This is a genomic window from Ruegeria sp. SAZD013 (assembly GCF_059612525.1).
The window spans coordinates 20,990-44,888 of the sequence record NZ_JBXWQT010000009.1 but is presented as its reverse complement, the minus strand read 5'-3'; the positions used below and the strand labels follow the sequence as shown (position 1 = coordinate 44,888).

Annotated in this window: 25 protein-coding genes and 2 pseudogenes; 14 read left to right on the top strand and 13 right to left on the bottom strand. The window is 58.0% G+C overall.

Features of this window, described 5'->3' with window-relative positions; genetic code table 11:
* Positions 1 to 480: 480 nt before the first annotated feature.
* Positions 481 to 665 (bottom strand): annotated as a pseudogene (locus AC2FLU_RS01060) (DDE-type integrase/transposase/recombinase); the annotation flags it as partial.
* A 106-nt stretch (positions 666 to 771) separates the two neighbouring features.
* Here AC2FLU_RS01060 and AC2FLU_RS01055 point away from each other — a divergent pair.
* The 5 genes and pseudogenes from AC2FLU_RS01055 to AC2FLU_RS01035 form a co-directional block, all read left to right on the top strand.
* Positions 772 to 954: pseudogene (locus AC2FLU_RS01055) on the top strand (DDE-type integrase/transposase/recombinase); the annotation flags it as partial.
* 11 nt (positions 955 to 965) lie between these two features.
* Positions 966 to 1,277 (top strand): formylglycine-generating enzyme family protein, encoded by a 312-nt coding sequence (locus tag AC2FLU_RS01050; protein ID WP_496809277.1) that lies wholly within the window; start codon positions 966 to 968, stop codon positions 1,275 to 1,277.
* On the top strand, positions 1,277 to 1,768 hold the full coding sequence (locus tag AC2FLU_RS01045; RefSeq protein ID WP_496715890.1) for a formylglycine-generating enzyme family protein: 492 nt from the start codon (positions 1,277 to 1,279) through the stop codon (positions 1,766 to 1,768). Before AC2FLU_RS01050 ends, AC2FLU_RS01045 begins: the two co-directional genes overlap by 1 nt.
* Before the next feature lie 380 nt (positions 1,769 to 2,148).
* Positions 2,149 to 2,727: a helix-turn-helix domain-containing protein gene (locus AC2FLU_RS01040; protein WP_496715891.1), complete on the top strand. Its 579-nt coding sequence runs from the start codon at positions 2,149 to 2,151 to the stop codon at positions 2,725 to 2,727.
* A 119-nt stretch (positions 2,728 to 2,846) separates the two neighbouring features.
* On the top strand, positions 2,847 to 3,737 hold the full coding sequence (locus AC2FLU_RS01035) for a LysR substrate-binding domain-containing protein (RefSeq protein WP_480520636.1): 891 nt from the start codon (positions 2,847 to 2,849) through the stop codon (positions 3,735 to 3,737).
* On the opposite strand, the gene AC2FLU_RS01030 is transcribed toward AC2FLU_RS01035, so the two are convergent.
* Genes AC2FLU_RS01030 through AC2FLU_RS01020 form a run of 3 tightly spaced genes read right to left on the bottom strand, consistent with a single transcriptional unit; the run spans position 3,724 to position 5,935 of the window.
* Positions 3,724 to 4,296 carry a thiamine pyrophosphate-dependent enzyme gene (locus AC2FLU_RS01030; RefSeq protein WP_496715892.1) on the bottom strand — a complete coding sequence of 191 codons (573 nt, stop codon included), beginning with the start codon at positions 4,294 to 4,296 and terminating at the stop codon, positions 3,724 to 3,726. The two genes, AC2FLU_RS01035 and AC2FLU_RS01030, sit on opposite strands and share 14 nt — an antisense overlap.
* Positions 4,293 to 4,841 carry a decarboxylase gene (locus tag AC2FLU_RS01025; protein ID WP_480477985.1) on the bottom strand — a complete coding sequence of 183 codons (549 nt, stop codon included), beginning with the start codon at positions 4,839 to 4,841 and terminating at the stop codon, positions 4,293 to 4,295. The genes AC2FLU_RS01030 and AC2FLU_RS01025 overlap by 4 nt, the downstream gene beginning before the upstream one ends.
* The gene (locus tag AC2FLU_RS01020; RefSeq protein ID WP_496809276.1) at positions 4,841 to 5,935 is read right to left on the bottom strand and encodes a pyridoxal phosphate-dependent aminotransferase; all 1,095 of its coding nucleotides are present in this window, start codon (positions 5,933 to 5,935) and stop codon (positions 4,841 to 4,843) included. Before AC2FLU_RS01020 ends, AC2FLU_RS01025 begins: the two co-directional genes overlap by 1 nt.
* A gap of 129 nt (positions 5,936 to 6,064) precedes the next feature.
* Here AC2FLU_RS01020 and AC2FLU_RS01015 point away from each other — a divergent pair, with 129 nt between their 5' ends.
* The 7 genes from AC2FLU_RS01015 to AC2FLU_RS00985 are packed head-to-tail and all read left to right on the top strand — an operon-like array spanning position 6,065 to position 13,668.
* Positions 6,065 to 7,087 (top strand): succinylglutamate desuccinylase/aspartoacylase family protein, encoded by a 1,023-nt coding sequence (locus AC2FLU_RS01015; RefSeq protein WP_496715895.1) that lies wholly within the window; start codon positions 6,065 to 6,067, stop codon positions 7,085 to 7,087.
* A complete protein-coding gene (locus AC2FLU_RS01010) occupies positions 7,088 to 8,548 on the top strand; it encodes an aldehyde dehydrogenase (RefSeq protein ID WP_496715896.1) in 1,461 nt (486 codons plus the stop codon).
* Positions 8,549 to 8,572: 24 nt separating this feature from the next.
* On the top strand, positions 8,573 to 9,943 hold the full coding sequence (locus AC2FLU_RS01005; protein WP_480520646.1) for a Rieske 2Fe-2S domain-containing protein: 1,371 nt from the start codon (positions 8,573 to 8,575) through the stop codon (positions 9,941 to 9,943).
* Positions 9,940 to 10,572 (top strand): hypothetical protein, encoded by a 633-nt coding sequence (locus AC2FLU_RS01000; protein WP_496809275.1) that lies wholly within the window; start codon positions 9,940 to 9,942, stop codon positions 10,570 to 10,572. The genes AC2FLU_RS01005 and AC2FLU_RS01000 overlap by 4 nt, the downstream gene beginning before the upstream one ends.
* The gene (locus tag AC2FLU_RS00995; protein ID WP_496715899.1) at positions 10,572 to 11,198 is read left to right on the top strand and encodes a hypothetical protein; all 627 of its coding nucleotides are present in this window, start codon (positions 10,572 to 10,574) and stop codon (positions 11,196 to 11,198) included. The genes AC2FLU_RS01000 and AC2FLU_RS00995 overlap by 1 nt, the downstream gene beginning before the upstream one ends.
* Positions 11,198 to 12,388 (top strand): YlbE family protein, encoded by a 1,191-nt coding sequence (locus tag AC2FLU_RS00990; protein ID WP_496715901.1) that lies wholly within the window; start codon positions 11,198 to 11,200, stop codon positions 12,386 to 12,388. Before AC2FLU_RS00995 ends, AC2FLU_RS00990 begins: the two co-directional genes overlap by 1 nt.
* On the top strand, positions 12,385 to 13,668 hold the full coding sequence (locus tag AC2FLU_RS00985; RefSeq protein ID WP_480520654.1) for an amidase: 1,284 nt from the start codon (positions 12,385 to 12,387) through the stop codon (positions 13,666 to 13,668). The genes AC2FLU_RS00990 and AC2FLU_RS00985 overlap by 4 nt, the downstream gene beginning before the upstream one ends.
* Positions 13,669 to 13,676: 8 nt before the next feature.
* Here the strand turns inward: AC2FLU_RS00985 and AC2FLU_RS00980 are convergent, their stop codons facing one another.
* Genes AC2FLU_RS00980 through AC2FLU_RS00950 form a run of 7 tightly spaced genes read right to left on the bottom strand, consistent with a single transcriptional unit; the run spans position 13,677 to position 20,004 of the window.
* The gene (locus tag AC2FLU_RS00980; RefSeq protein ID WP_480520656.1) at positions 13,677 to 13,913 is read right to left on the bottom strand and encodes an AEC family transporter; all 237 of its coding nucleotides are present in this window, start codon (positions 13,911 to 13,913) and stop codon (positions 13,677 to 13,679) included.
* Entirely contained in the window at positions 13,895 to 14,647 is a 753-nt protein-coding gene (locus AC2FLU_RS00975; RefSeq protein WP_496811763.1) for an AEC family transporter, read from the bottom strand. The genes AC2FLU_RS00980 and AC2FLU_RS00975 overlap by 19 nt, the downstream gene beginning before the upstream one ends.
* Before the next feature lie 51 nt (positions 14,648 to 14,698).
* A complete protein-coding gene (locus tag AC2FLU_RS00970) occupies positions 14,699 to 15,112 on the bottom strand; it encodes a RidA family protein (RefSeq protein ID WP_480555228.1) in 414 nt (137 codons plus the stop codon).
* Positions 15,113 to 15,125: 13 nt separating this feature from the next.
* Positions 15,126 to 15,623: a sarcosine oxidase subunit gamma family protein gene (locus tag AC2FLU_RS00965; protein WP_496809273.1), complete on the bottom strand. Its 498-nt coding sequence runs from the start codon at positions 15,621 to 15,623 to the stop codon at positions 15,126 to 15,128.
* A gap of 1 nt (position 15,624) precedes the next feature.
* The gene (locus AC2FLU_RS00960; protein ID WP_496809272.1) at positions 15,625 to 18,495 is read right to left on the bottom strand and encodes a 2Fe-2S iron-sulfur cluster-binding protein; all 2,871 of its coding nucleotides are present in this window, start codon (positions 18,493 to 18,495) and stop codon (positions 15,625 to 15,627) included.
* Positions 18,482 to 18,739 carry a sarcosine oxidase subunit delta gene (locus AC2FLU_RS00955; RefSeq protein WP_480496286.1) on the bottom strand — a complete coding sequence of 86 codons (258 nt, stop codon included), beginning with the start codon at positions 18,737 to 18,739 and terminating at the stop codon, positions 18,482 to 18,484. The genes AC2FLU_RS00960 and AC2FLU_RS00955 overlap by 14 nt, the downstream gene beginning before the upstream one ends.
* Positions 18,740 to 18,753: 14 nt before the next feature.
* Positions 18,754 to 20,004 carry an FAD-dependent oxidoreductase gene (locus tag AC2FLU_RS00950; RefSeq protein ID WP_480496288.1) on the bottom strand — a complete coding sequence of 417 codons (1,251 nt, stop codon included), beginning with the start codon at positions 20,002 to 20,004 and terminating at the stop codon, positions 18,754 to 18,756.
* A gap of 308 nt (positions 20,005 to 20,312) precedes the next feature.
* Here AC2FLU_RS00950 and AC2FLU_RS00945 point away from each other — a divergent pair, with 308 nt between their 5' ends.
* On the top strand, positions 20,313 to 21,101 hold the full coding sequence (locus tag AC2FLU_RS00945) for a phytanoyl-CoA dioxygenase family protein (RefSeq protein WP_480555231.1): 789 nt from the start codon (positions 20,313 to 20,315) through the stop codon (positions 21,099 to 21,101).
* Positions 21,102 to 21,315: 214 nt separating this feature from the next.
* Positions 21,316 to 21,840, top strand: a complete 525-nt coding sequence (locus tag AC2FLU_RS00940; RefSeq protein WP_480623851.1) for a GNAT family N-acetyltransferase — start codon at positions 21,316 to 21,318, stop codon at positions 21,838 to 21,840.
* Here the strand turns inward: AC2FLU_RS00940 and AC2FLU_RS00935 are convergent.
* Complete coding sequence (locus AC2FLU_RS00935) at positions 21,818 to 22,864, bottom strand: aromatic ring-hydroxylating dioxygenase subunit alpha (protein ID WP_480623852.1); 1,047 nt, start codon at positions 22,862 to 22,864, stop codon at positions 21,818 to 21,820. The two genes, AC2FLU_RS00940 and AC2FLU_RS00935, sit on opposite strands and share 23 nt — an antisense overlap.
* A gap of 96 nt (positions 22,865 to 22,960) precedes the next feature.
* Positions 22,961 to 23,890, bottom strand: coding sequence for a LysR substrate-binding domain-containing protein (locus AC2FLU_RS00930; RefSeq protein ID WP_496809270.1), 930 nt, complete (start codon positions 23,888 to 23,890; stop codon positions 22,961 to 22,963).
* Positions 23,891 to 23,899 lie beyond the last annotated feature (9 nt).

Here is a 23,899-nt window from a genome sequence, read left to right as displayed (position 1 = left end):
CGCAGCTTTCTTGGTTTCTGTCAGTAAAGAAGTTGCGAAAGTTGTCTTTCGCTGCCGCAAACCGTGACATCTTTTGGCTCTGGGATAAAGCCTTGATGAAATTTCAAGCAACCATAAGCAGAAATATCCCCAACGACCTGTCGCTGGCAATTTTCTGAGGATCGGCCCGGTTTTCGTGACATTTTCGTGAAGCCACGCGGGTTCCGAACGATCCCTCGTGCCCGAATGGCAACCGCATCCCGGTCTCCGACAAACCAAAACGGCGCGAATCAGTGGCGACGTTTTAACAATCCTGCAATCCGTTACCCGTCACGCGTGGTTTAGAATATCACCGGTCAGAACGTTGAGCTTTGCAAGCCCCTCTCGCAAGTGGTCTTCCGGCAGGGCAGAGCTGAACCGAAAGTGGCTTTCGACCCCGAACCGTGTGGGATGTGTCGCAAATTTTTGGGACGGCCAGAGTAAGCGACTTACTGGATATACTTATCCTGCTATCTTGGCGAATAGCTGAAAGCCGGAAGTCGTATCGCCTGAGAATGCCGCTTCCGGATCATGTTGGCGACCTCGATACCGTCCAAAGTCGCCGATGCGGATCTGAATGATTTGAACCTGCACATGTGTCGTACGCGACGCTTAATAAGCCGATGATCCTGTTCGATCAGGTTATTATCCGGCATGAATGATCGCGACGCTTCAATCGGAGGTTCCGAAGACTTCAATGTGGTTTATTATTGAACCACCGGGATTGGGGCGTTGGGAGCACGAATGGCGGATAACAATATCGTGGAACAGGACCACCGTTTCATCAAGAGACGCACGCGGCCAATGATGGGGTTCAAGGCCTTCGCTTCAGCGGCGGCAACGCTCGACGGAATCGAAGCGTCGCATATGATCCACAAGGTCCAATTCACACCCAGACTCTGTCCATTTCAGCAGTTCGCTGAGCTCGCCACCTGACTCATAAGCGATTGCTGAAACAACTCAGCGGGCTCAAATCTTTGCAACAGAACCATGATGATGCGCGCGTTTTCAAGGATTGCGTCCAATGTCCGGGCATGGTGCCTCTGCCTGGCGGAGAATACCATATGGGATCTCCAGACGGCGAAGCCGGTCGCGGCGTGGACGAAGGGCCGGTACATCTTGTCACAGTTCCGGATGGACTCTCGGTCAGCCAGTTCGAGATCACCTTTGATGACTGGCAATTCTGCCAGGATGCAGGCACCTGCACGCTTGACCCGGCGGATGTCGACTGGGGTCGAGGCGCAAGGCCCGTCATCTAGTGAGCTGGTATGACACTGCGCAATACCTAAGCTGGCTGACGGGGGTTTCCGGACATCTCTACCGGCTGCCGACCGAAGCCGAATGGGAGTATTTCGCCCGCGCTGGCACAACCACCCCCTATCATACTGGCACAGAATTACTGGCAACTGACGCAAACTGGGATATCAGAACAACCGCTGACCGGATCGCCAATACAACCGTGGCCAAGACCGTCCCGGTTGGGGAATATGCGCCAAACGCGTTCGGACTGCACGACATCCACGGCAATGTTTCCGAATGGGTGCAGGATTGCTATGACGAATCTGCCTATGCCGAATTCAGTGACTACCCAAAGCCTCGAACAGGAGAACAGGGTTGCCGCCGTGTTGCGAGAGGAGGAACCTCTCACTACTCAATGACCTACGCCAGATCCGCCAACCGATCTGCATTTGATCCCAACCTCAGATCGTTCGATGTAGGCTTTCGCGTAGTGCGCGATGACTCAGGATGATTCCGAACGCCGATCGAGCCGCATGATGAGTTCGCCCGTTTTTTCACCCGATCTGAAAATCGGGATCAGGACATGCGAACAGCGATAGAAAATGAGTACCCTTTCCGGTAGGGTTTGCGGTCATACACGGAGATTCCTAAGCAGCTTACCAACAGATTCTTTCGATGACCGTACTGGACGCACACATCAACAACGCTGCATTCTGCGACGCTGTTCTTGCACAGTTCGACGCCTGGGTTGAGGATGGTACGATTAAAACCTAAGCCAGAACGACCTTACAACTGACCCACAATTCCCCGCAGAACCGGGTCGGGAAAAGTTTGCGGCCATTCCTGCCAACCGCTATCAACATCCAGACAAGGATGAATGGCGATCGCTTGATGGTAAATAAAACGGATACTGAAAAAGAAGTCGGACAGACTCTGCAAAGGTTGCGGCAGGAGCGTAATCTGACGCTGGCGGATCTGGCCACCCGGGCGCAGATTTCAACCGCGATGATCAGCCGGATCGAAAACGGGCATGTATCCCCTTCACTTGGCACGTTGCAATCATTGGCGGATGCTCTGGACGTCGCGCTGATGGCGCTGTTTGCACATTCCGAAGTGGCAGCTGATGTGCATCATGTCAAAGCGGGCGACGGGTTGCCATCGCGGCGCATCACGCAGGGCCACGCACATGATTACATGTTGCTGGGCAAACATGGCGGGCCCGGTGGCACGTTTCAGTCTGCCCATATCACCATCTCACGTGACCAGTCAGAAAGCCTGCCAAGCTATCAGCATGAAGGGTACGTCTTTCTCTATATGATCAGGGGCACGGCGGTCTATCGATGCGGGACCGAGGATTTTACGATGGCCGCCGGAGATACGCTGAGCTTTGACGCCAAGCTGCCTCATGGCTTTCATCAAATCCTGTCAAATGCGATTGAATTCATCACCGTTTCAACACGTCCGCAGTAAGCAGGCATCACATTCCGGCGGCATCGGGCCGTATAACCCACCGGAACCATTTCATATTCCTATATTATGTGAAACTATGAATAATCCGACCGTAAATCTCAATCAGGCCTAGTCCCCGCATGAAGATCACTTTCAAACAGGTTGACGCTTTTCGAACCGTGGTTTCGACCGGAACCGTGACCGAGGCGGCGGCGATGCTGGGTATCTCACAGCCCGCGGTCAGTCGCCTGATTTCGGACTTTGAGGCCGAAGTTGGATTTCGGTTGTTTCAACGCTCGGGCCGGGTGCTGGTGCCCACGGATGAGGCCCGTCTGCTGGTGGAAGAGGTGCGGCAGGCCGTCAGCGGCATGGAACACATCAAGGAATCTGCGACTGCCATCGGGAAATTCGGCCACGCGCGGCTTAGCCTTGTGATCACCCCGGGGGTGTCGTCCCAACTGGCCCCCGATCTGATTCAGGAATTCGCCGCCACCTGGCCGCAGGCCATGGCCCGGATGGAAATCGCGCCCAGCGACGATGCGGTCGAATGGATGGTCTCGCAGAATTACGATTTCGGGGTCACGACGACCGAACCCGCCAACCCGTCCTTTGATAGTCTGGTTATCCGGAACAGCGATGTGTGCTGCGTCGTTCCAACTGGTCACCCTCTGGCCGGGAAAACCCTTGTACAGGCGCAGGATCTGGCTGGTGAGAATTTTATCTCATACATGCCTTCATCGCGGTTCCGGTTCGAGATGGATCAGTTTTTCGAGGCAAAAGGCATTCAACGGCAGATGCAGTATGAGACGCGCACTACCGACGCAGTATGCCGTCTTGTTGCGCGTGGGTTGGGCGTCTCGGTTGTCGGGGCCAGCCTGGATTACCTCAGAACAATTCCTGACTGTGTCGCCCTGCCCTTTGCGGCACCTCTGACCTTTCGGGCAGTTCTGTTCTGGTCCAAAAACAAGCCCCTGTCTGCCGTCGGGCAATCCTTTCTAAAGATCGTGCAATCTCAGATCAACGGCGATTAAGCGCCTCGCGGAAACTGGCACGCGCCTGTGCGCTGTGAATATACGTGTAGTCCCGCGGATAGGGGGCACCTGCCGTTAGTTCCATAGAAACAAACTGTGGACCGTTGGATGACAGCACCTGCGGCAGCGCCGCAGAAAACTGATCCAGCGTGGTAAATCGCTGCACTCCGGCATAACCGGCGGCCCATGCCATAGCAGTAAATTCCACTCTGTCCGCGCCGGGCAAAGGGTGCGAGCCGTTCACCTCATAGACGCGGTTGGCCGAAAGGAAATGGTAAAGGTTTGTCACTCCCGCATTGGCAATCGTCACCAAAGTTCCCAGATTCATCAGCAGGCTGCCGTCGCCATCCAGCACGATCACACGCCGATCAGGATTGGCCAGTGCCAGACCCAAACCATGAGAGGATGCCTGTCCCATTGCGCCGACAGCCACATAGTTCAGATCGCGCGGGTTTAGGGCAAGCCAGTCGAAACAGTTTTGATACACGGCGACCACGATGTCCTCCTCGCGGACATGAGGGATCAGGGCTTTCAACGCGGCATCGCGGTGCATTGTCATGGCGCCTCCGGTGCGCGGCCAATCAGGAAAATATGAGGTCTTGAGGCCGCATAGGCCGCTTCGATCGCCTGCGGGATATGGTCTTCATCTCCCGGTTCCTCGATCAGGGAATGTGACAGCTCCATAGCGTCCAGCACCGGCCGGACGATCCGCACCCCGTAAGAGGCTGACTGATCCGGGTGCATATGTGGCTCCTTGCCTTGCAGTCCAACCATCATGACCACCGGCAGTTCATAGTCGACGCCAATGGCCCGGATCGCATTCAGGGAATCCATCAACCCGGTTTGCTGCATCATCAAGACCGCCCGCGTACCGTTGTATGACATCGCCCCGCAAATACTGACGCCCTCATCTTCTTTACAGATACGGGTCAGGCGAAATACGGGATCGCGTGAGATCGGCCAGAGAAGTCCATCACTGGTAACAATATCCGGCAGCGCAACTATTTCACGAACACCCGCCACCTTGATTGCGGCTATGATTGCGGCGCCGGATGGATGCGCGACCTGCGGAGCATCTTCTGCTGGTTGAGGGGACGCGACCATCAGGCACCTCCGGCCAGAAACGCAGCGATCCCGTCCCGTGCCGCCTGCAATTCATGGCGGTAGCCAATGGTAATGCGGATATAGTCGCGATAGGCGGGCGAGGCGAACCGGCGGACGGCAACGCCGCGCTGCCGCAAGAACCGATCCACCGCTTCGGCAGATTTCCTGGGATCTGGAAACTGAACCAGCACAAAGTTGGTCTGGCTTGGAACCACATACAGGCCCAGTTCCGTTAGTGCGGTCGAAAGCCATTTTCGATTATTCAGGTTGGTCTCTCGCACAAAACGGGTGTGCACAGTGTCTTCCAGTGCTGCAACTGCTGCCGCAACCGAAGAAGACGCCACGGGAAAGGTCAGACTGATCCGGCGCACGCTGTCGACCACATCCTCAGGCCCGAACATCCAGCCGACGCGTGCGCCCGCCAGTCCGAAAATCTTTGAAAACGTCCGGCACATGACAACATTGTCCGCAGCCTCCACCTGCTTGTGCGCAGGCTCATAATCCACCGCATCGACATATTCCTCGTAGGCGGCATCAATGATCAGAAGCACATTTTCAGGCAACGCAGCATGAAGACGGCGCAGCTCTGATCCGTTCAGATATGTACCTGCCGGGTTTTCGGGATTGGCAAGGTAAACGATCCGGGTACGTTTAGTCACCGCCTCGATCATTCGGTCGACTGAGGGTTTGAAGGCATCGTCCGCGACCGACACCACCTCGGCGTCATTGGCATAGGCGTAGTTCGGTACTTTGAGATAGCCGTTTGCGCTGCGGATCAACTCGGTGCCCTGCCCCAGATAGGCGCGGGCCAGGCGGGCCAGCAGATCGTCCGATCCCTGCCCGGTGGTGATCCGTGCGGCGTCCAGCCCAAATTTCTCGGCGATTGCTGGGGCCAGAATGTGATCGGGGTTTTCAACATAGCGTTCGACACTGCTGATGGCCGCACAGGCGGCGGAGCGGGCCGTCGGGCTGGGACCAAACACACTTTCATTCGAGTTCAGAAGGATCGCAGGCGGCGGAACGTCCATGGACGCCGCACCCATCATATGAGGTTTGATCCTGTCTATTCCAGCTTTAGCACGGGCTATGACCATCCAAATCCTCCGGCGCCGCCAGTGACGGCAATGGCAATTTCATACATATATCACACAACATATAATTTTAGACAATTCACTTTCAAAAAAATTATGTTATGAAAGTCGCAGCCCAGTAGAAGAACCCGGATGACCCACACGCTTTCACCCCAACCCAGCAGGCTTCACCTGACCATTAATCTGGATGCGCCGGGTCGGCAGGTTGGCGATCTTATGCTGAAATGGTCCGACAATACCGTACCGCTGGGATACCATCCCATCCCGATCATCAGCCTGCGGGGCAAACCGGGGCCGTCTGTCCTGATTCTGGGCGGCACACATGGGGACGAATTCGAAGGGCCCTCAGCAATCCTGCGTCTGGCGGAACGGCTGAACCCTGCCGAACTCTCCGGGCAGGTGATCCTGATCCCGGCCCTGAACGCGCCCGCCTTTCAGGCTTCGTCGCGGGTTTCGCCATTGGATGGTCAGAACCTGAACCGCGCTTTTCCGGGCGATGCGGATGGTGGCCCGACGGCCATGCTGGCGCATTTTGTCGAAACCGTACTGCTGCACCGCGTTGACGCAGCCATAGACCTGCACTCAGGTGGTAAGGCGTCCGTTTTCGATCCTTGCGCACTGGCGGCAAGGGGGGATGACACAGACCTGACCGCAGCCAACATGGATTTGGCCCGCGCCTTTGGGCTTCCGCTGATCTGGGTACTGGGCGTGCATAACGACAACCGCTCGGTGAATGCTGCCGCTGCCCGCGCCGGAGTTCCGATGATCGCAGCAGAACTTAGTGGCGGAGGGGGTGTCGATCCTCATGCCACTGACCTTGCTGAAGCCGGGCTGATACGCTGCCTGAAACATCTGGGCATTCTGCCGGGCGGCTCTCCTGCCCCAGCACCGGCGCAATGTGTGGAAGTCGCCGATCCGCTGCATTCGATCCATGCGCCTGCGGATGGCCTGTTCGACCGCCGCTGCGCTGCCGGGCAACAGGTAATCAAAGGTGATCTGGCGGGTACTCTGCACTTTCCGACCGAACCGGAACGCGCAGCTGTCAAGCTTACCTTTCCCGCAACGGGCCATGTTCTGGCCCATGGCAATCGCGGCATTGTACGCCGGGGCGATTTGCTGGCGCTGGTTGCCCAACCCGTGCCCGAGGGACGTTGAATGAAAACCTGCTCTCCGTTCATTTCCGGTGCCTTTGTTGATTGGGATGGTGAAACCCTGCCCAGCGTCGACCCCGCCACTGGTCAGGTCTGGTGCAAGGTCGCCCGTTGCGACGCTCAAACCGCCGATCAGGCTATCCGGGATGCCGATCATGCTTTCCGGAACGGGCCATGGGCAAAGTCGGGGCCGCCAGAGAGGTCGGATGCGCTCGACCGATTGGCAGACATCTTGGAAACCTGCTGGGAAGAGCTTGTAACGCCTGAAATCCGCGACAACGGAAAGCGCATAGCCGAGGTGCGCGGACAATTTTCCGGGCTGCACAGCTGGTTCAGGTATTTCGCGGCAGAGGCGCGCAAACTACAACCCGAACCGCAAGCCAACAACGTCCCAGGCGTGCAGAGCGTTGGGTACCATTTGCCCTATGGCGTCGTGGTCGCCATCACGCCATGGAACTCTCCGTTGATGATCCTTGCCTGGAAGCTGGCACCGGCATTGGCGGCGGGCAATACGGTGGTTGTGAAACCTTCTGAAATGGCCTCGGCCTCGACTCTGGAATTCGCACGGCTGGCGCACGAAGCAGGACTGCCGCCCGGGGTGTTAAACGTGGTCACCGGACTGGGTCACGAAGTGGGCGAGGCGTTGGTTCGTCACCCCCTGACGCGCAAGGTCACTTTTACCGGCTCGGATTTTGGCGGTCGTAAAGTGGCCGAGGCTGCCTCAGCCGGAGTAATCCCTGCGGTGCTGGAGCTGGGTGGAAAGTCTCCGCAGGTGGTCTTTGCCGACTGCGATCTGGACAATGTGGTCAACGGAATCCTGTCCGGCATCTTCCTGTCGAACGGTCAAACCTGCGTCGCCGGTTCAAGGCTGATTGTTGAGGCCGGGTTGAAAGACAAGCTGGTATCACGCCTGGTCGACCGGGCGCGAGCGCTTAGGATGGGTGACCCGATGGACCCAGACACTCAGATCGCACCACTGGCCAACGAGCCGCATCTGCGCAAGGTGACGGCGATGATCGAACGTGCCAAGGCCGATGGCGCAGCCTGCCTGCTGGATGGAACCGCTACGGCAGCGGGTCGGAACGGATTCCATATCGGGCCGACGGTGTTCGACAATGTAAGCCCCGACATGCAGCTTTGGCGTGAAGAAGTGTTCGGCCCGGTTCTTGCCGTAACCTCATTCACTACCGAAGACGAAGCCATCGCGCTGGCCAATGACAGCGACTATGGGCTGGCTGCAGGGGTGTGGACGACCGATGCCGACAAGGGCGCGCGTATCGCCGGGGCTATTGCGGCAGGCACGGTCTACATCAACCACTATCGCAGCGTAGACCCTGCCAGCCCCATCGGCGGGATCAAGCTGTCGGGCTATGGGCGTGAACTTGGCCCGAACGCCATCAAGGATTTCTGTCAGGTCAAATCGATATGGACCGGCACCGCGCCAGTCCCCGATCCATTCCCCTGACCACCGATACGCACGGAGGATGCCATGAACGATCATTTCTCAACCCCCGAGGGCAATTTCCGCGGTCACGACCAGCAGAGCGTTTGGCAACAAGAGCCCGACCCGGAGATGACTGAAGTCGGCCCCGGCACGCCATGCGGCGAATATCTGCGCCGGTTCTGGATGCCGGTGGCGATGACTGACCAGATCGGCGACCTGCCCTATCGTCTGCGCATTCTGGGCGAAGATCTGGTTCTGTTTCGCGAAAAAAAAGAAGGCAAGCTAGGCCTGACCCATCTGCATTGCTGCCACCGCAATATGAGCCTTGAGTTTGGCATTGTAGAGGAAGGCGGCATCAGGTGTTCCTATCACGGCTGGAAATACGGACTTGACGGCACCATTCTGGAAACCCCGTGTGAACCACCTGCCTCTCAGGTCAAGAAAAAGGCTTGCCTGGGGGCGTATCCGGTGATCGAATACAAAGGGTTGGCCTTTGCCTATATGGGTCCGGCCGTCGCGCAGCCCCCCTTCCCGGTCATGGATACCTTCGATGACGAAGGTGACGAGTTGGTGCCCTATCTCATCAAGTCCCCCTGCAACTGGCTGCAAGTGATGGAGAATGCCTGGGATCCGTTCCATGTGGTCTACCTGCACACTCTGGCTGTGCGCAGCCAGTTCATCGACGCCTTTGCCGAAATGCCGATGATCGAGTTTCACGAAAGCCAGACCGGCGATTTCTACACGAATGTCCGGCGTGTGGAGGATATCGTCTGGGTCCGCATCCATGATCATATGTTGCCCTCGTTCACCCAGAACGGCGGTCATTTCCCGGTGCCGGATGGGCCGCGCTATTTTGGACGCTGCGGGCTGTCGCGCTGGATTACTCCAATTGACGACACCAACACGATGGTCATCGCCTGGCGGCATTTCCGGGATGCTGTGGCGAATGACGATCCAAAGGGTCTGACTGATAAAAGCAAGGTGGGTTTTGGAATGACCGATTTCTACGGCCAGGATCCCGACCGACCGTATGAGATGCGGCAACGCGATCCGGGGGACTATGACGCCTGGGTCAGTCAGGGGCCCAAGAATATCCACGCCCGCGAAAACCTCAGCTTTACCGACCGGGGCGTGGCCAAAGCGCGTCGCCTGCTGCGCAACGCCATTCGCGCTCTGAAGAGTGGCGAAAGACCGCCTCAACCCTCTGACAATTTCGCCGGCAAGGTGATACCGACATATGCTGGTGACACCATGCTGCGCATTCCATTGCAGGTGGGGCGGGACGACGGGGCAGTACTCAAAGAGATCTCGCATCAGGTAGCTGAAATCTACAAATCCGGTGACCACCTGCAGGGTGAGGCTCGCAAGTCGTTCATCGTTGATGCGCTGAAAGAGTATGAAGCGAGCTGGTCATGACAGCGCGCATCCCCCATAACCCCGGCCGAGTGGACTGGTCCGGTGAAAACCCGGGCATCTATCTGAAACAGGACCCCGACCAGGATCACTATGACACGCTGGCGCTTTTCTTTCGGGTGGTTCTGTCACCTTATGGTCGTGGACACGCAGCACTGATCCTCGGGGCGCCCGATCAGGCGCAGGGCTGGCCGCGTGTGCCAAACCTGGTCATGACCGATAACCAGCGGATGATGCGCTGGATCGTCGATGGATGGGTGACAAAGATGCCGACCTTCATTGGCAAGGCGGGTCTCGGCGCGATGAGCTGGCTGGACTGCGACAGCGTCGAAAAGCGCCCCCGCGATCTGAAGTCCCGATACTCCGAAACCCTGCGCGGCTCGGGCGTTACGGTCGAGATGATCTGGCAGGACATGGGTCCACCATTGCCGGTAGAGGTGACCAAGGAGAACTCGGCTACTAAAGCGCATGAAATGTATTCGGTATTTTTGGAGGCCAAGGCGGCGCAGGTTGTCATCAACGGCACCCGCCTGCCCGGTCAGGTCGCTAGCCGCCAGTTCTTTGGCCGCACCATGTCGACGGCCTTCCTCGCCTTCTCGGAAACCTGGGTAACCCCGCAGGAATATCTGTGATGCCTTTGAACGAACCCATCACACCCGGCATCGTCGACTGGACAGGCGAAAACCCGGGCATCCTGCTCAAAGACGACATTGACAACTTCTCAGCCATGGCGCTGTTCTTTCGCGTGGCATGGTCTCCGGTCGGCCAAGGTCAGGTGCTCTTGCTTTACGGAACCCCGGATCAGGTGGAAGGACCACCTGAGGCTCCGAACGTAATTCTCAGCGACAATCCTGATCTCACGGCTTTTCTGAAGACCAACTTCATCAGCAAACTGGCCGCTTTCGCCAACGCCCCTGCTTTCGCCACCCTGCCCGAGATTGGCGCGCAGGTTGTGCGTTCCTCAGGCGATCCGATGAGCCATCGCTACACCGAGACCATCGTAGGCGTGAACCTGACCGTTGAGCTGGTCTGGGAAGGGTTCGAACCACCCCGCGCGTTGGAACTGTCGCCGCATGAGGTCGCCTCGGGCGAGCAGAACATGTTCTCGCTGCTGGTGCCTGCCCATTCGGCGCAGATCATTGTCAATGGCCATGCTTTGCCGGGCAAACTGGGTACACGGGTGCAGGCCGGATATGAGACGACGACGGCATTCCTGTATTTCTCGGAAACATGGATCATCCCGCCGGAGGATACGTGATGCTGCACGCCGCAGATCAGCTGGCCTTTGACAAGGCCATGGTGACCCAACCGGTCTGGAACCGGTTCAATACCGCGTCTGATGCGCTGGGTTTGGACGAGAACGTTCTGCTGCACGCAGGCCCCGCCTTTGCCAGCTTCGATCAGATTACTGCACCGATCCTGAATTCTGCCTGCGTCGCTGCTGTCTGGCAGGGGCTTGCGAAGGATTTCGATCAGGCCGAGGGGATGATCGACGCAGGTGAAATCCTCCTGAGACCTGCACAGGATCATAATGTGGTGACGCCGCTGGCCGCCGTGGTCTCGGCGGATATGCCGCTGCACACGGTTTATGACGCGTGGCGCGGTCGGCAGCAGGTTTATGCGCCGATCAATGGGGGTAGCCGTCCGGCAATGCGGCTTGGACTGCGGTCCAAGGCGGTGCTGGACCATATCCAATGGCTCAATACCCGGTTTCTAGACGTGCTGGAGAAAGGGATCGCTGAAGGGATTGCTCTGGTCCCACTCGCCGTGATCGGCCTGACGGGTGGGGATGATTGCCACGGGCGCACATCTGTAGCCGCGCAGGCGCTGATTGCCGAACTCAAGGATCGCACGCCGGGCGTGATCACGGATGACGATGTGCTGGCTTTTATGGATAGCTCACCTTCGCTGTTTCTGAACCTGTGGATGGCGGCAACTAAATGTATGATGAAACTGGCCGAAGGGATTGACGGCTCCAGCTTCGTCACCGCGGCAGGTGGCAATGGGCGCGAAACAGGCATTCAGATCTCCGGTCTGCCGGGCCAGTGGTTCACAATCCCGGCCAGCCCGCCCAAAGGGACGTTTGAGGTAGACCTGCCACAGGAGCGGGCGCTTGGTGCTATCGGTGACAGCGCCGTCGTCGAAGCCTTCGGGTTGGGGGCCATGGCCATCGATCTGAGCCCGGAGCAGAAAAAGGGTCTGGGGGCTTATCTGCCCGAAGATGCGCAGGCACGCATGTCCGGCCTGTCGGTCGGGGCGCATCCCTATTTCCGCGCATTGGATGTTCAATTGGGAAGCACCGCGCGCGGCGCAGTAGAACAGGGTTCAGGGCCCGTGATCGGCCTGGGCATTCTTGACCGGCTGGGCGAAGCCGGACGCCTGGGCGGAGGCATCTATGACATGCCTGTCACGCCTTTTGCCGACGCCCTGAAAGCGCTGGAGGCATGACGCAGCTGAACCATCACTCCGCCCACGCACTGGCTGCAATGATCCGGGCTGGCGAGGTGAAACCATCCGAAGTGATGGCGGATCATCTGGACCGGATCGAAAACCGTGAACCCGTCATCGGGGCTTTTCAGACCCTCGATGCCGAGCGCGCCATGGAGCGTGCAAGATCTGCCGACGCACTCCCCGTTGGCGGACCGCTCCATGGCGTGCCATTTGTGATCAAGGACATCATCGACACCGATGACATGCCGACCGGTTGGGGTAGCGACCTTTATTCGGATCGCCGCCCTGATCGGAACGCGACCTGTGTGCAGGCCTTTCTGGACGCAGGTGCCATTCCGATCGGCAAGACGGTAACCACCGAATTCGCCTATTTCCGACCCGGCAAGACTGCAAACCCGGCCAACCCGGCGCATACACCAGGTGGATCATCATCCGGTTCGGCCGCGGCTGTGGCTGATTTCATGGCCCCTTTGGGATTTGGATCTCAAACCGCGGCTTCGCTGATCCGCCCAGCCGCCTATTGCGGGGTCTGCGGCTTCAAGCCAACTACCGGACGCTACGATCTGACCGGTGTCATGGGTCTGTCCCTAAGCCTCGATACGTTGGGCATTCTGGCACGCGATCCCCGCGACCTCGCGCTGAGCGATGCTGTACTGTGCGGCACCGATCTGCTGCCCCCGGCAGATTTCGACGAGGCCCTTCCCCGCATCAGTTTGATGCGGGGGCCCTATTGGCAAGATGGTTCGCTTGAGATGCGCGACACCTGCACGCGCGCCCTGTCCGTACTTGCCGCCTTGGGCGCCGACACTGGTGAAATTACTCATCCGCATGTCTTCGCAGATCTGACACAAGCTCATATCACCGTTATGGGATACGAGGCCGCCCGTCTGCGCGCCGCCGAGCACGCCGTTGGAGTGCCGAAGATCAGCCAACAGTTTTACGACCTTATCACCGCCGGTTTGGAAGTCAGCGATGTGGAATATCACGCAGCATTGGCGGTACGGCATCGGGCAGAAGCAATGCTGGATCAGATGTTCCGGGACACGGATGCCTTGCTTGTGCCATCCGCCCCGGGCCCGGCACCGGAAGGACTTGGGGCCACCGGAAACCCTCTGTATTCGCGGATGTGGAACCTGTTGCAGGTGCCTTCGATCGCTTTGCCCTTTGGCGCGGATCAGAGCGGGTTACCACTGGGATTTCAGCTGATCGGCCGAAAAGGTGACGATACCCGGCTGCTGGATATTGCTCATTGGGCACACGGTGTTCTGGCGCAGTAGTCGCCCGACTATGGGATAAGCGGCAACAGCAAAGCAAGCGACACCGGAATACTGATAGCCGCAATCAACGTCTGCAGGGTTACGATTGCCGCCATCAATGGCGCATCACCGCCCAGTTGTTTGGCCAATGCGTACGACGACGCCCCGGTCGGAATGACCGAATAGACTACGGCGATCTGCAGGACATCCCTTGGCAAACCAACGGTCAATCCGATCACCAGCACAGTCACAAGGAAGACAACCATCTTTCCGGCAATGGCAAGAACCAGAGGCAATGCTCTGGCCGCCATGGCCAGACCCGCAGGTTCGCCCCGACCGCAAGCAAAGTGATCAGCAATGCCCCGACCCCCAGAACATCCGTCACATCATGCACGACCGGTATCTGATCTCCGATCACCTGATTGGCGCTGACCGCCAGAAAGATCGAGATCACGTAAGGATTGCGCGCCAGCTCCCGCAGGATGGCCACGGGCAGGCTGTTGGCCCGGTCGCTTTTCAGCGCGCCGACCATCAGGATAACCGTAACGATATTGGTGGTGGGCACCAGAATGGCGGTCGCAAGGATAGCGATATCCAGCGCGGCAGGACCATACAGGTTCGCCGCCAGTGCAAGCCCTATGAAAGAATTGTGCCGTGCACTGCCCTGCAGGATCGAGGTCGCCTGCGGCGCCGCATAGCCCATCAGGCTGGCAGTGAAAACGGCATACAACAGCGCCGCGACGAACCCGCCCAGAATGGCAACCGAGTACAATCCCAGCGCCGACTTATCCAAAGAGGACAGAGAGATTTTGCTGAACAGCAGGCAAGGCATCAGAACCCAGTAGACAAGCTTGTCATTCAGGTTCCAGAAATCCGTGCTGGGAATTCCCCCTTTCGCAGGGCCAGACCCAGCGCAATGATCAAAAAGAACGGAAGAATTGAGGTTAGCGTCGACCGCATTACTATTCGCAGACAAAACCGGACAAGTTTGACCGGACATTCTCACGACCTGAATACCAACACAACGTAATATCGGGATTTGCCGAAATCCCTATCCGGTAGCGCCCACATCATCGTCGATGACAGCCATCGCGTCGATCTCAACCAACAGCGACGGGTCGGCCAACCCCTGTACCACCACACCGGTCGAGCAGTGATGCACGCCCTCGAACCATCGATTGATGGCCTCGTAAACGGCAGGGCGGTACGAGATGTCGGTGACGTAAACTGTCAGCTTGCAGACATCTGCCAAACTGCCTCCGGCCTCTTCCATCCAGCGCTGGATATTGCGGCAGGCCTGATCCGCCTGGGCACCGGGATCGCCTTCGCCAATCAGTGTTCCATCCAGCAAAGTACCAACCTGCCCCTGCATGAAAACAAAATCACCCCGGGCACGGATTGCCTTGGAATAGGTTGCTTTCGCGTGATAGCGCGTCTGGTACTTGTGGATGTGTGTCCGGGCCATGGCAGTTGCCTCCTCAGGCCGTTGCGCGGGTCAGAAAGTCGTCAATCATATCCGCAAAACTCTGTTCGACCGCAAACTCAATACCATCCCGACACCGCATCACCAAAGCCTTCAGACCAAAAACTTCGGTATAGGTAACTGCATCTGGCCCGAACACGCTGTCATGCAGGTCCATCGGACTGGCAATTGCCATCACCTGATCCGCATCCGTTCCTGTAATGCGAAAGAATGTCATGGTGTCCGAGATACGCACGATACTAATATCCGCCGGGCAGTCCGTTGGCTTCAGCTTTGCCTCCAGCGTATCTTCCTGTGCCAGCGGGGCCCGGGTGACCCAGTGGTTACGACCGATGTAAAACAGCTCGGTGTTGTCTTTATTCACGCGGGTGTTCGGGCGATCCGGCAATAACGGCAGAGCGTCCCCGACCCAATTCGAAACCGCGTCAGGCGCTCCTTTGAGGTCGAATAGGGCCATCAGGCTGCGTCGTTCTATTTTTACGTCATAACTCATCTCAGGACCTAAGCAACTTGCCCTCGGGGTCGTGGAAGACCGGTTTCGTGACCGTGACCGGGATCACATCGTCCTTTAGCCGCACATGAGCCGTTTCACCCTGCCGCGCGTGGCCATCCTCCAGCAATGCCAGGCCGACCCAGCGGTTGTTCACCACGCTCCAGACGCAGGCGGTGACCAACCCGTCAGTAGCCTCTTTCCGGCCACCGGGCGTCAGCGGCGCACCTTCGGGGATTTGCCGGTTTGGATCATCCGCCAGAATACCGACCAGCTCGCGTCGGGTTCCGCCACCTGCGCGACGTAGCGCGACCGAGCGTTTACCCAGATAATCCGGCTTTTTCTTCGACATCGCCCAGCCCATTCCCAGATCATAGGCGTCTACCGTGCCGTCGACCTCATGCCCCAGCGACAGGAACCCTTTTTCGACCCGCAAAACGTGGCTGGATTCTGAACCAACCGGCAGGATGCCAAAGGGCGCACCGGCCTCCATCACCTTATTCCACAGAGCTGCCATGTGGCGGGTGGCAACGTTGACTTCATAGGACAATTCGCCGGTGAAACTCACCCGCACCACTCGGGCCGGGAAGCCTGCGACAGTACCTTCGCGGAAGGACATGAACGGGAACGCCTCGGGTGAAAGGTCGATATCCGTACCCAGCGCCTGCATCACTTCGCGGGCCTTGGGGCCGCAAATGGTGGCGTTGTTCCACTGACTTGTGACTGTAGTGATCATCACCTGCCAGCCGGGGAATTCGGTTTGCAGCAACTTTTCCATATGCTGATTGACCGCATCCGCGTGCCCCGTCGAGGTCGAAACCAGCCAGCGGTGTTCGTCCAGCCGGAAGGCAACGCCATCATCCAGGATCAGCCCGTCATCCGACAGCATCAGCCCATAGCGCCCGTTGCCCGGTTTCAGGCTGGACATGATGTTGGAGTAGATGAAATCGAGGAATTGCGGAACATCCCGACCCTTCAGTTCAAAGGTGCCAAGGGGCGAGCCATCATAGATGCCAACGCCTTCCCGCACCGCCCGACATTCGCGATTGACGGCCTCTTGCAGACCTTCGCCCGGTTTCGGGAAGTATCCCGGTCGCCGCCAGCGCGCGCCAGCCTCATACATGACCGCGCCGTTGTCCTTGTTCCACTGGGTCACAGGGGTATGGCGATAGGGGAACAGCCCCCAGCCCTCCCGCAACCCGCCAATCGCACCAAAGGAAACAGGCGTATAGGGAGACCGGAAAGTGGTCGTTCCAACCTCTTGCAGCGGCACGCCTTTTTGCATCGCAACGGTGCCGATGATGTTGATATTGCCGGTCTTGCCCTGGTCGATCCCCATGCCGCCGGTGGTATAGCGCTTGACGTGTTCGACATTGTCATAGCCTTCGCGCAAGGCCAAATGCACATCACTGACCGAGACATCGTTCTGCACATCCAAAAAGGCTTTGCCGTGCTGGCCCGGAACATCCACCCGCCAGAGCGCTTCAATTGCATAAGGCAGATCGTCGCCACCCTCAACGATCTTGTTCAGCGTCAGATCTCCTGCCGCTGCCCCCACCGCGCGGCACTTCTGAACCGCCTGATCAGGGACAAATGCTGCCAGATCCCCATCAAACCGCAACGTGCTGCGGGATTGCGACCACAGGTGCACAGTTGGGCTCCACCCACCGGAGCAGCCCAGCACATCACAATGGATCCAGTGACCTGCTCCTCCGGTCATGGGAACGGCTTTGACCGCGCGAACCCTTTTATGACCACGTACATCACTTGCAACTGTTGCAGTGTGAACCGGGACATTCGGAACCTGATCCAATACCTCAGACGGGACAGTCTTGCGGCTGTCCAGAATGGCCATAACCTGCGTACCTGCCGCTGACAGATCAGCCGCCACAGCATAAACACTGTTGTTGTTGGTAAACAGCACCACACGCTGCCCAGGCGTCACGCCCCACCGGTTGACGTAAGCCTGCACGGATGAGGCCAACATCACACCGGGCCGGTCATTGCCGCCAAAAACCATGGCGCGTTCAGTGGCTCCGGTAGCAATAACAACTTCGCCGGCCCGCACGCGCCAGCTGCGTTCCAGAATACTGTCCTGTTCCGGCTCGCGTTCGTTCACCATTATCAGATTGTGTTCGCGATAGGCCCAGACAGTTGCATTTTGCAGATGGGTGACATTGTCCATACCGCGCAGCTCAGCCACCGCATCCGCGACCCAGTCCATTGCGGGACAGGCACCGATCGAAAGATTGCGGTTGAGCAGACTACCGCCCGCCTCGGTGCCCTCATCCGCCAGAAACACACGTTTACCCGCGCGACCGGCCTCAAGCGCAGCTTGCAGACCGGCTGGGCCTGCTCCGGCGATCAGTACATCGGCGTGGGCGTGCCGGGCCTCAAAATGACCCGCAGCGGGAGGGTTGGCTGGGGCCGCCGCCAGCCCTGCGGCCCGACGGATCGAGGGTTCAAACAGGTGCCAGTCCGGCCACTTGAACGTTTTGTAGTAGAACCCTGCGGGGATAAAGCGCGTCAAAAGCTGATTGATCCCACCCAGATCGAACTCGGGCGAGGGCCAGCAATTGACCGACCGCGCGCTCAGCCCGTCGCGCAGCGGCACCGTTGTCGCGGGACGGTTGCCCGAAGCATCTTCGCCATCCAGTTCCACCAGTGTTGCGGGTTCTTCGGGCCCGTGCCCCATGATACCCCGCGGGCGATGATACTTGAAACTGCGGGCCGTGACCCGAACCCCGTTTGCCAACAGGGCTGAAGCCAGCGTATCTCCCTCGAACCCTTCATAGGGTTTGCCATTGAATGTGAATCGCAAAGGGCGGTTTCGGTCGATGCGCCCGCCCGAAGCGCGGCGGTTACTTTGTGCCATCGGACGCCTCCACAATGTCATGGGTCCGTGTGTCCCGCCAGATCGTGAACCATTCACCGCATCCGCGCGCGTGCCACCATTTCTCCTCAACCGGACCCAATGGGTTCGGCGTCACCGTCAGATATTCGACCCATTGTTCATCGCTGACGGCATTGGCGTCAGGGCGCTCCGCCCCGACCGGGCCGCCAAAAATAAACTCGCTTTCGTTTCGCTTGCCGCAGAATGGGCAGGGTAAAAGCATCATGATCCTGACCTTTCCTATCGCGCCGTAGTGGTTCCGGCTTCCATCACGAAGTCCAGATGCCGGAACCTGCCAAGAGTGAAGGGCGCCATAAGCGGGTGCGGTTCCCCCTTTGCCACCAGATGAGCCAGCGTCAGCCCCCCTGCTGGAATGGCCTTGTAGCCGCCCCACCATCCGGCAGTGACAAACAGCCCCGGAATCTCTGTCTGATCCATGATCGGCGAGGCATCATGGGCAATATCCAGATGCCCGCCCCATTGCCGCATCAGTTTGAGCTTCTTGAAACTCGGGAACAGGGACAGCATTGCGGTCACCGTGTCTTCGAATACGTGTTGCTTGATGTCACGGCGGAAACTCTGCCCCATGTCGGGCGCACCGCCGATCACCATCTCGCCCTTGTCGGATTGACTGAAATAGAACCCGCTGTCCGGGCAGTTCACGATCACATCGACCAACGGCTTGACCGGTTCGGACACAAACGCGGTCAGGTTCATCGTCCGTAGCGGCAGTTTCAACCCGGCAGTTTCAGTGAGCGTGGTTGTGTGACCCGAGACGGCCACAACCACCTTCTTTGCCCGGACAACGCCCCGGTTGGTCTCAACCCCTTCGATCGAGCCATCTGCCCCGCGCAGCAGGGATTGCACCGCCGTCTGCTGATGAATCTCTACTCCAAGCGCGTCAGCCGCACGGGCATAGCCCCAGGCCACGGCATCATGCCGGTTCACGCCGGCATCCGTATGCACCATGCCGCAGATCACCGGCAGCCGCGCATCCGGCCCGCCGCCAGTCAGCGCCGGAATGCGGCGGCGCAATTCCTCGGTGCTGATCTGTTCATAGGTCGATCCATAGATATCCATCACCAGCTGTCGCCGCCGCAGTTCGCGCAGCTTGGGCCAGGTCTGAACCACATCCACCATGGTTCGTTTGGAATGCATCATGTTGAAGTTCAGCTCATCCGTGAGACCTTCGTACATGGCGACGGATTTGACGTAGAATGGGATCGATTCATCCCGCATGTAGTTTGATCGGATAGTCACAGTGTTCCGGGCAATGTTGCCGCCACCCAACCAACCACGTTCCAGCACAGCCACATCGGTGATGCCAAACTCTTTGGCTAGATAATAGGCGGTGGCCAGACCGTGCCCCCCCGCCCCGATCACCGCTACATCGTACCGATTCCTCAGCGGCGGACTACGCCAGGCTCTGGGCCAGTTCTTATGCCCGGTCAGTGCGTTCCGGGCGAGCGAGAAGATGGAATACTTTTGCATGGTAGTAATAATATTGATTAATACGCACATTCCGTCAATAGACTTATGGCCATGTAAAACGATCCGTCATGTGTTCTATGCCAATGCGAAAAATTAGGTTAAGTTGGCTGGTGAAAGGTGCCGCAATGAGCCTTCGCATTGAACAGTTCCATCGACGTCTTGCCGGCAAATGGTCGGCCCGATCGCTTTGGCCCTGTTTCATTATAAACTGCCGCAGTTCACCCATCACGTAACGCCGGACAAACCGGGTGCAACGCGCCTGCATACTGCAACCGCCTCAATGGAAGAGGCGTTGAATTGGACGTTACATGACACAGACATCTGACCTGAAGATCATTCAGGAAACCTATGCACGCGACGGAGTCGTGCTGCTGAAACAAATTCTGTCGCAGGATTGGCTTACCAAACTACGCAAGGCCGTAGATGAAGAGGTTTCTAAAGGCGAGCGCTATTTTGCCTACAAGAACATGCGCGAAAACCCGGGCGTATTTCAGGATTATTGCCTGACATCGGATATCGGCCAGCGCGTGGCTGAGGTGGCGGGCAGCCCGTGGACTTCGCTTATCTATGACCAGATTTTTGCCAAAGAGCCGGGGACAAAAACCCAGACGGGCTGGCACACCGATCAACCCTATTGGCCGGTGGCCGGACCAATCATGACCATATGGATCGCTCTGGACCCGGTTGACCCAGACAATGGCGCGCTGGAGTTCGTTCGTGGATCACACGCTTGGGGTGCCAAGTACCGGCCTTTCAAAACCGACCAGCTTGGGGCGTTCCTGCACTATCTTGAGGAAGACAACCCCGATTATATCGACATGCCTGATTTCGAGGCCAACCGCGCCGCCTACGACATCTTTCACTACCCAAAGATGGAGCCCGGCGATGCGCTGGCATTTGACGGCATGACAGTGCATTCGGCAATGGGCAACCGCACCTCAACTCGGCGCAGACGCGGCTATGCCGTCCGATTTGCGGTAGAGGGCGCCATCTACCAGCCACGCGATGCCGTGACAGAGTGGCTGCATGACGACAGTTTGCGCCCCGGCGCACCTTTTGCCGGAGGGCGTTTCCCAGTGATCTACGGCGCGGCGTAACCGGCGGCGGACACCGGTCCTCTGACCGCACAGTGAATAACTTGACGTTATTCTGCTATCGTCACAGGGTTAGGCCACTATCGTCTTGGCCCAACCCCGCGGCACATATTCCAACGCGCCCTAAGCAGTGCGACCGTTGATGTGTAGTTAGAAAGTGCCGCCACAGTGCGGCATTTTTCATCTCGCTTCTGTGGCAAAGAAACAGGAGGCAAAGATGAAACCCACCAACCCTAACGCAAAGGTACATATCCGGGACGCAGAGCCCGATGACATGCCTTTTCTACTGTCAATGATCCGCGCTCTAGCCGCACATCACGGTGATGTCCCAAACATCAACGCCGCAGTGTTAGAGCGGGATGTGTTCGGCAATCAGCCATGGGTCTATGTGCTGGTTGCCGAAACGAAAGGCGAGGTCATCGGCTATGTCGCCCTGAGCCCGCTCACACAGTTGCAGCTAGGCCGTCGCGGTATCGTCATGCACCACCTTTTTATTGGACGGCTGTATCGCCGCATGGGTGTCGGGCGGCAACTTATCGAAAGCGCAAAACAAAAGGCGCGCGCTCTGTCCTGCTCTTACATGATGGTCGGCACCCACCCCGACAATTCAGAAGCCCAAGCCGCCTACCTGGCTGAGGGTTCGAACGACAGGACGCAGCGCATCCCCGGCTTCACGTCCCCCTCGATGCCTAGTGGGTTTCGGAACCGGCCAACAAACCTTACGCCCGCTCAACCATGTTGATCGGAAAAGCCTCAGCCTCAATCGCGCGGTCCAAGGCTTTGCGGAATAGTTTGGCCCCAGCGTCCAATCCCAGATCAATGTTTGGCGTCTTGGCGTTTTTCATGCCCAGATGAACCTTCTCCAAAACCTCCTTGTCCTCAAGAAACGCCATCCGCGCGCCATCATTCATGAATTTGGACACCTCAGCATTATCGGGATCGGAATTGCGGTGCTGGAACCAAAAATACCGGGTCCGATCCTCATCAATCGGGGTCATGAAATTGTAAGAGACGTTGATGAAAGTCTCGGCAACGGGCGGTTTGTCATAGCCGCCGGTTCCGACGGGCGTGTAGATGGATTTGTTCAGCCCTATCGCGGGCATACACATCTCGTAATGCTGTAGCCTGTCGCAATCACCGTCAAAGGCCACCAGCTTCGCATAATAGGGCGACGGCGGCTTGTTCTCGATCCAGCGCGAGACAATCACGCCGCGGTCCGTTCTTTCGACATTCAGCGGCTCTTCGTCCGTGCCAGCCCCGGCAAAGGACGAGACATGCACCCAGGCTACATGGCTGGGGTCCAGCAGGTTGTCGCAAACCCACAGGTAGTGGCAGTCGATATCCATCACTCCACCATCAGTCATGCCCCAACTGGCATCGTCGAAATTCTCGATCAGGAAAATATTGTCAGGGTCCGCCTGTTCCGGATCACCCATCCAGATCCACAGGAACCGATACCGATCCACTACCGGATATGATCTTACCACTGCCCGCCGCGGGGTCATGCCACGCTGGGTCGGGCTGTCCGTGCATTTGCCCGAGCAGTCGAATTTCAGGCCGTGATAACCGCATTCCACCACATCACCGATCAGATTGCCTTTGGACAGCGGCAGCTTACGATGCGGGCAAGCATCTTCCAATGCGACCGGAGTGCCGTCCTCCCGCCGGTAAAGCACGATGTTTTCACCCAGAAACGTTTCGGCCTTCAGTTCGCGACCGATATCCTTACTCCAGGCAGCGACATACCAGCAGTTTCTCAGATACATTGAAATGCTCTCCAGATCGTCAGATGGCTTGTACCAGTATGGGCAGAGAGACGTCCTTGCGCCATGTCGGAATGGTAATGACTCATATAAGCCAGGCTAATTATAAGCGTCGGCGGATGGCGGGATGTCCGGTTGCGCTTCTACTTCAGCACTGATCCAGTTCAGAAACTCACCGACTTTCGGACTGTCCTTGGTTTCGTGTCGCCGAACCAGCCAGTAAGACAAAGGGGACTCGGTCAGTTCTGGAAAGGGTCGAACCAGACGCCCGTCACATAACGTATCGATCACCAGGGGTTCCCGACCCAGCGCGACACCCAGCCCTTCAATTGCAGCCTGAACCACCAGATTGGATTGGCCAAATCGCCGTGTGCGCAAGGGTGACGGCAGCGTCAGACCGCATTGCCGTGCCCAGAAATCCCAGGTTGGGCTTGCAGGACCATGATGCAGATTCTCATCCACCAGCATCGTGTGCTTCGCAAGATCCTCGACCCCGCGCAGGTTGGGTATCAAAGATGGTGCGCAAACAGGAAACAACTGCTCGGTCATCAGCAGATCCACCTGGTAGCCGGGGTAATCACCCAGCCCATAGCGGATTCCGATATCCGCATCCGCGCCGGAGAACGGATATTGACCAGTATCCGTAGCGATCGAAATCGATAGGTCCGGGTGGGCCAGATCAAAGTTTAAAAGACGCGGGAACAACCAGTTGAACGCAAAACCCGGCAGGCAGGAAATCACGATGGTCCGGTCGTTTCGGGTCTTGTCCCTCAATTGGGTGCATACGTCTGAAATTCGCCCCAACCCTTCAGAAATTGCCAACGCCAGCAACTCACCCTCGCGGGTTGGGCGCGATGACCGCGCGCCGCGTACCAGCAGATCGCGACCCAACCATTCCTCAAGCGTCCGCACATGCTGACTGACCGCACTTTGGCTAACACCAAGTTCGGCCGCGGCAGGGGAAAAGCCAGAATGACGGACAACTGCCTCGAAGGCACGCAGAGCTGAATAGGGCAGATTTACAATCATATTAGTCAC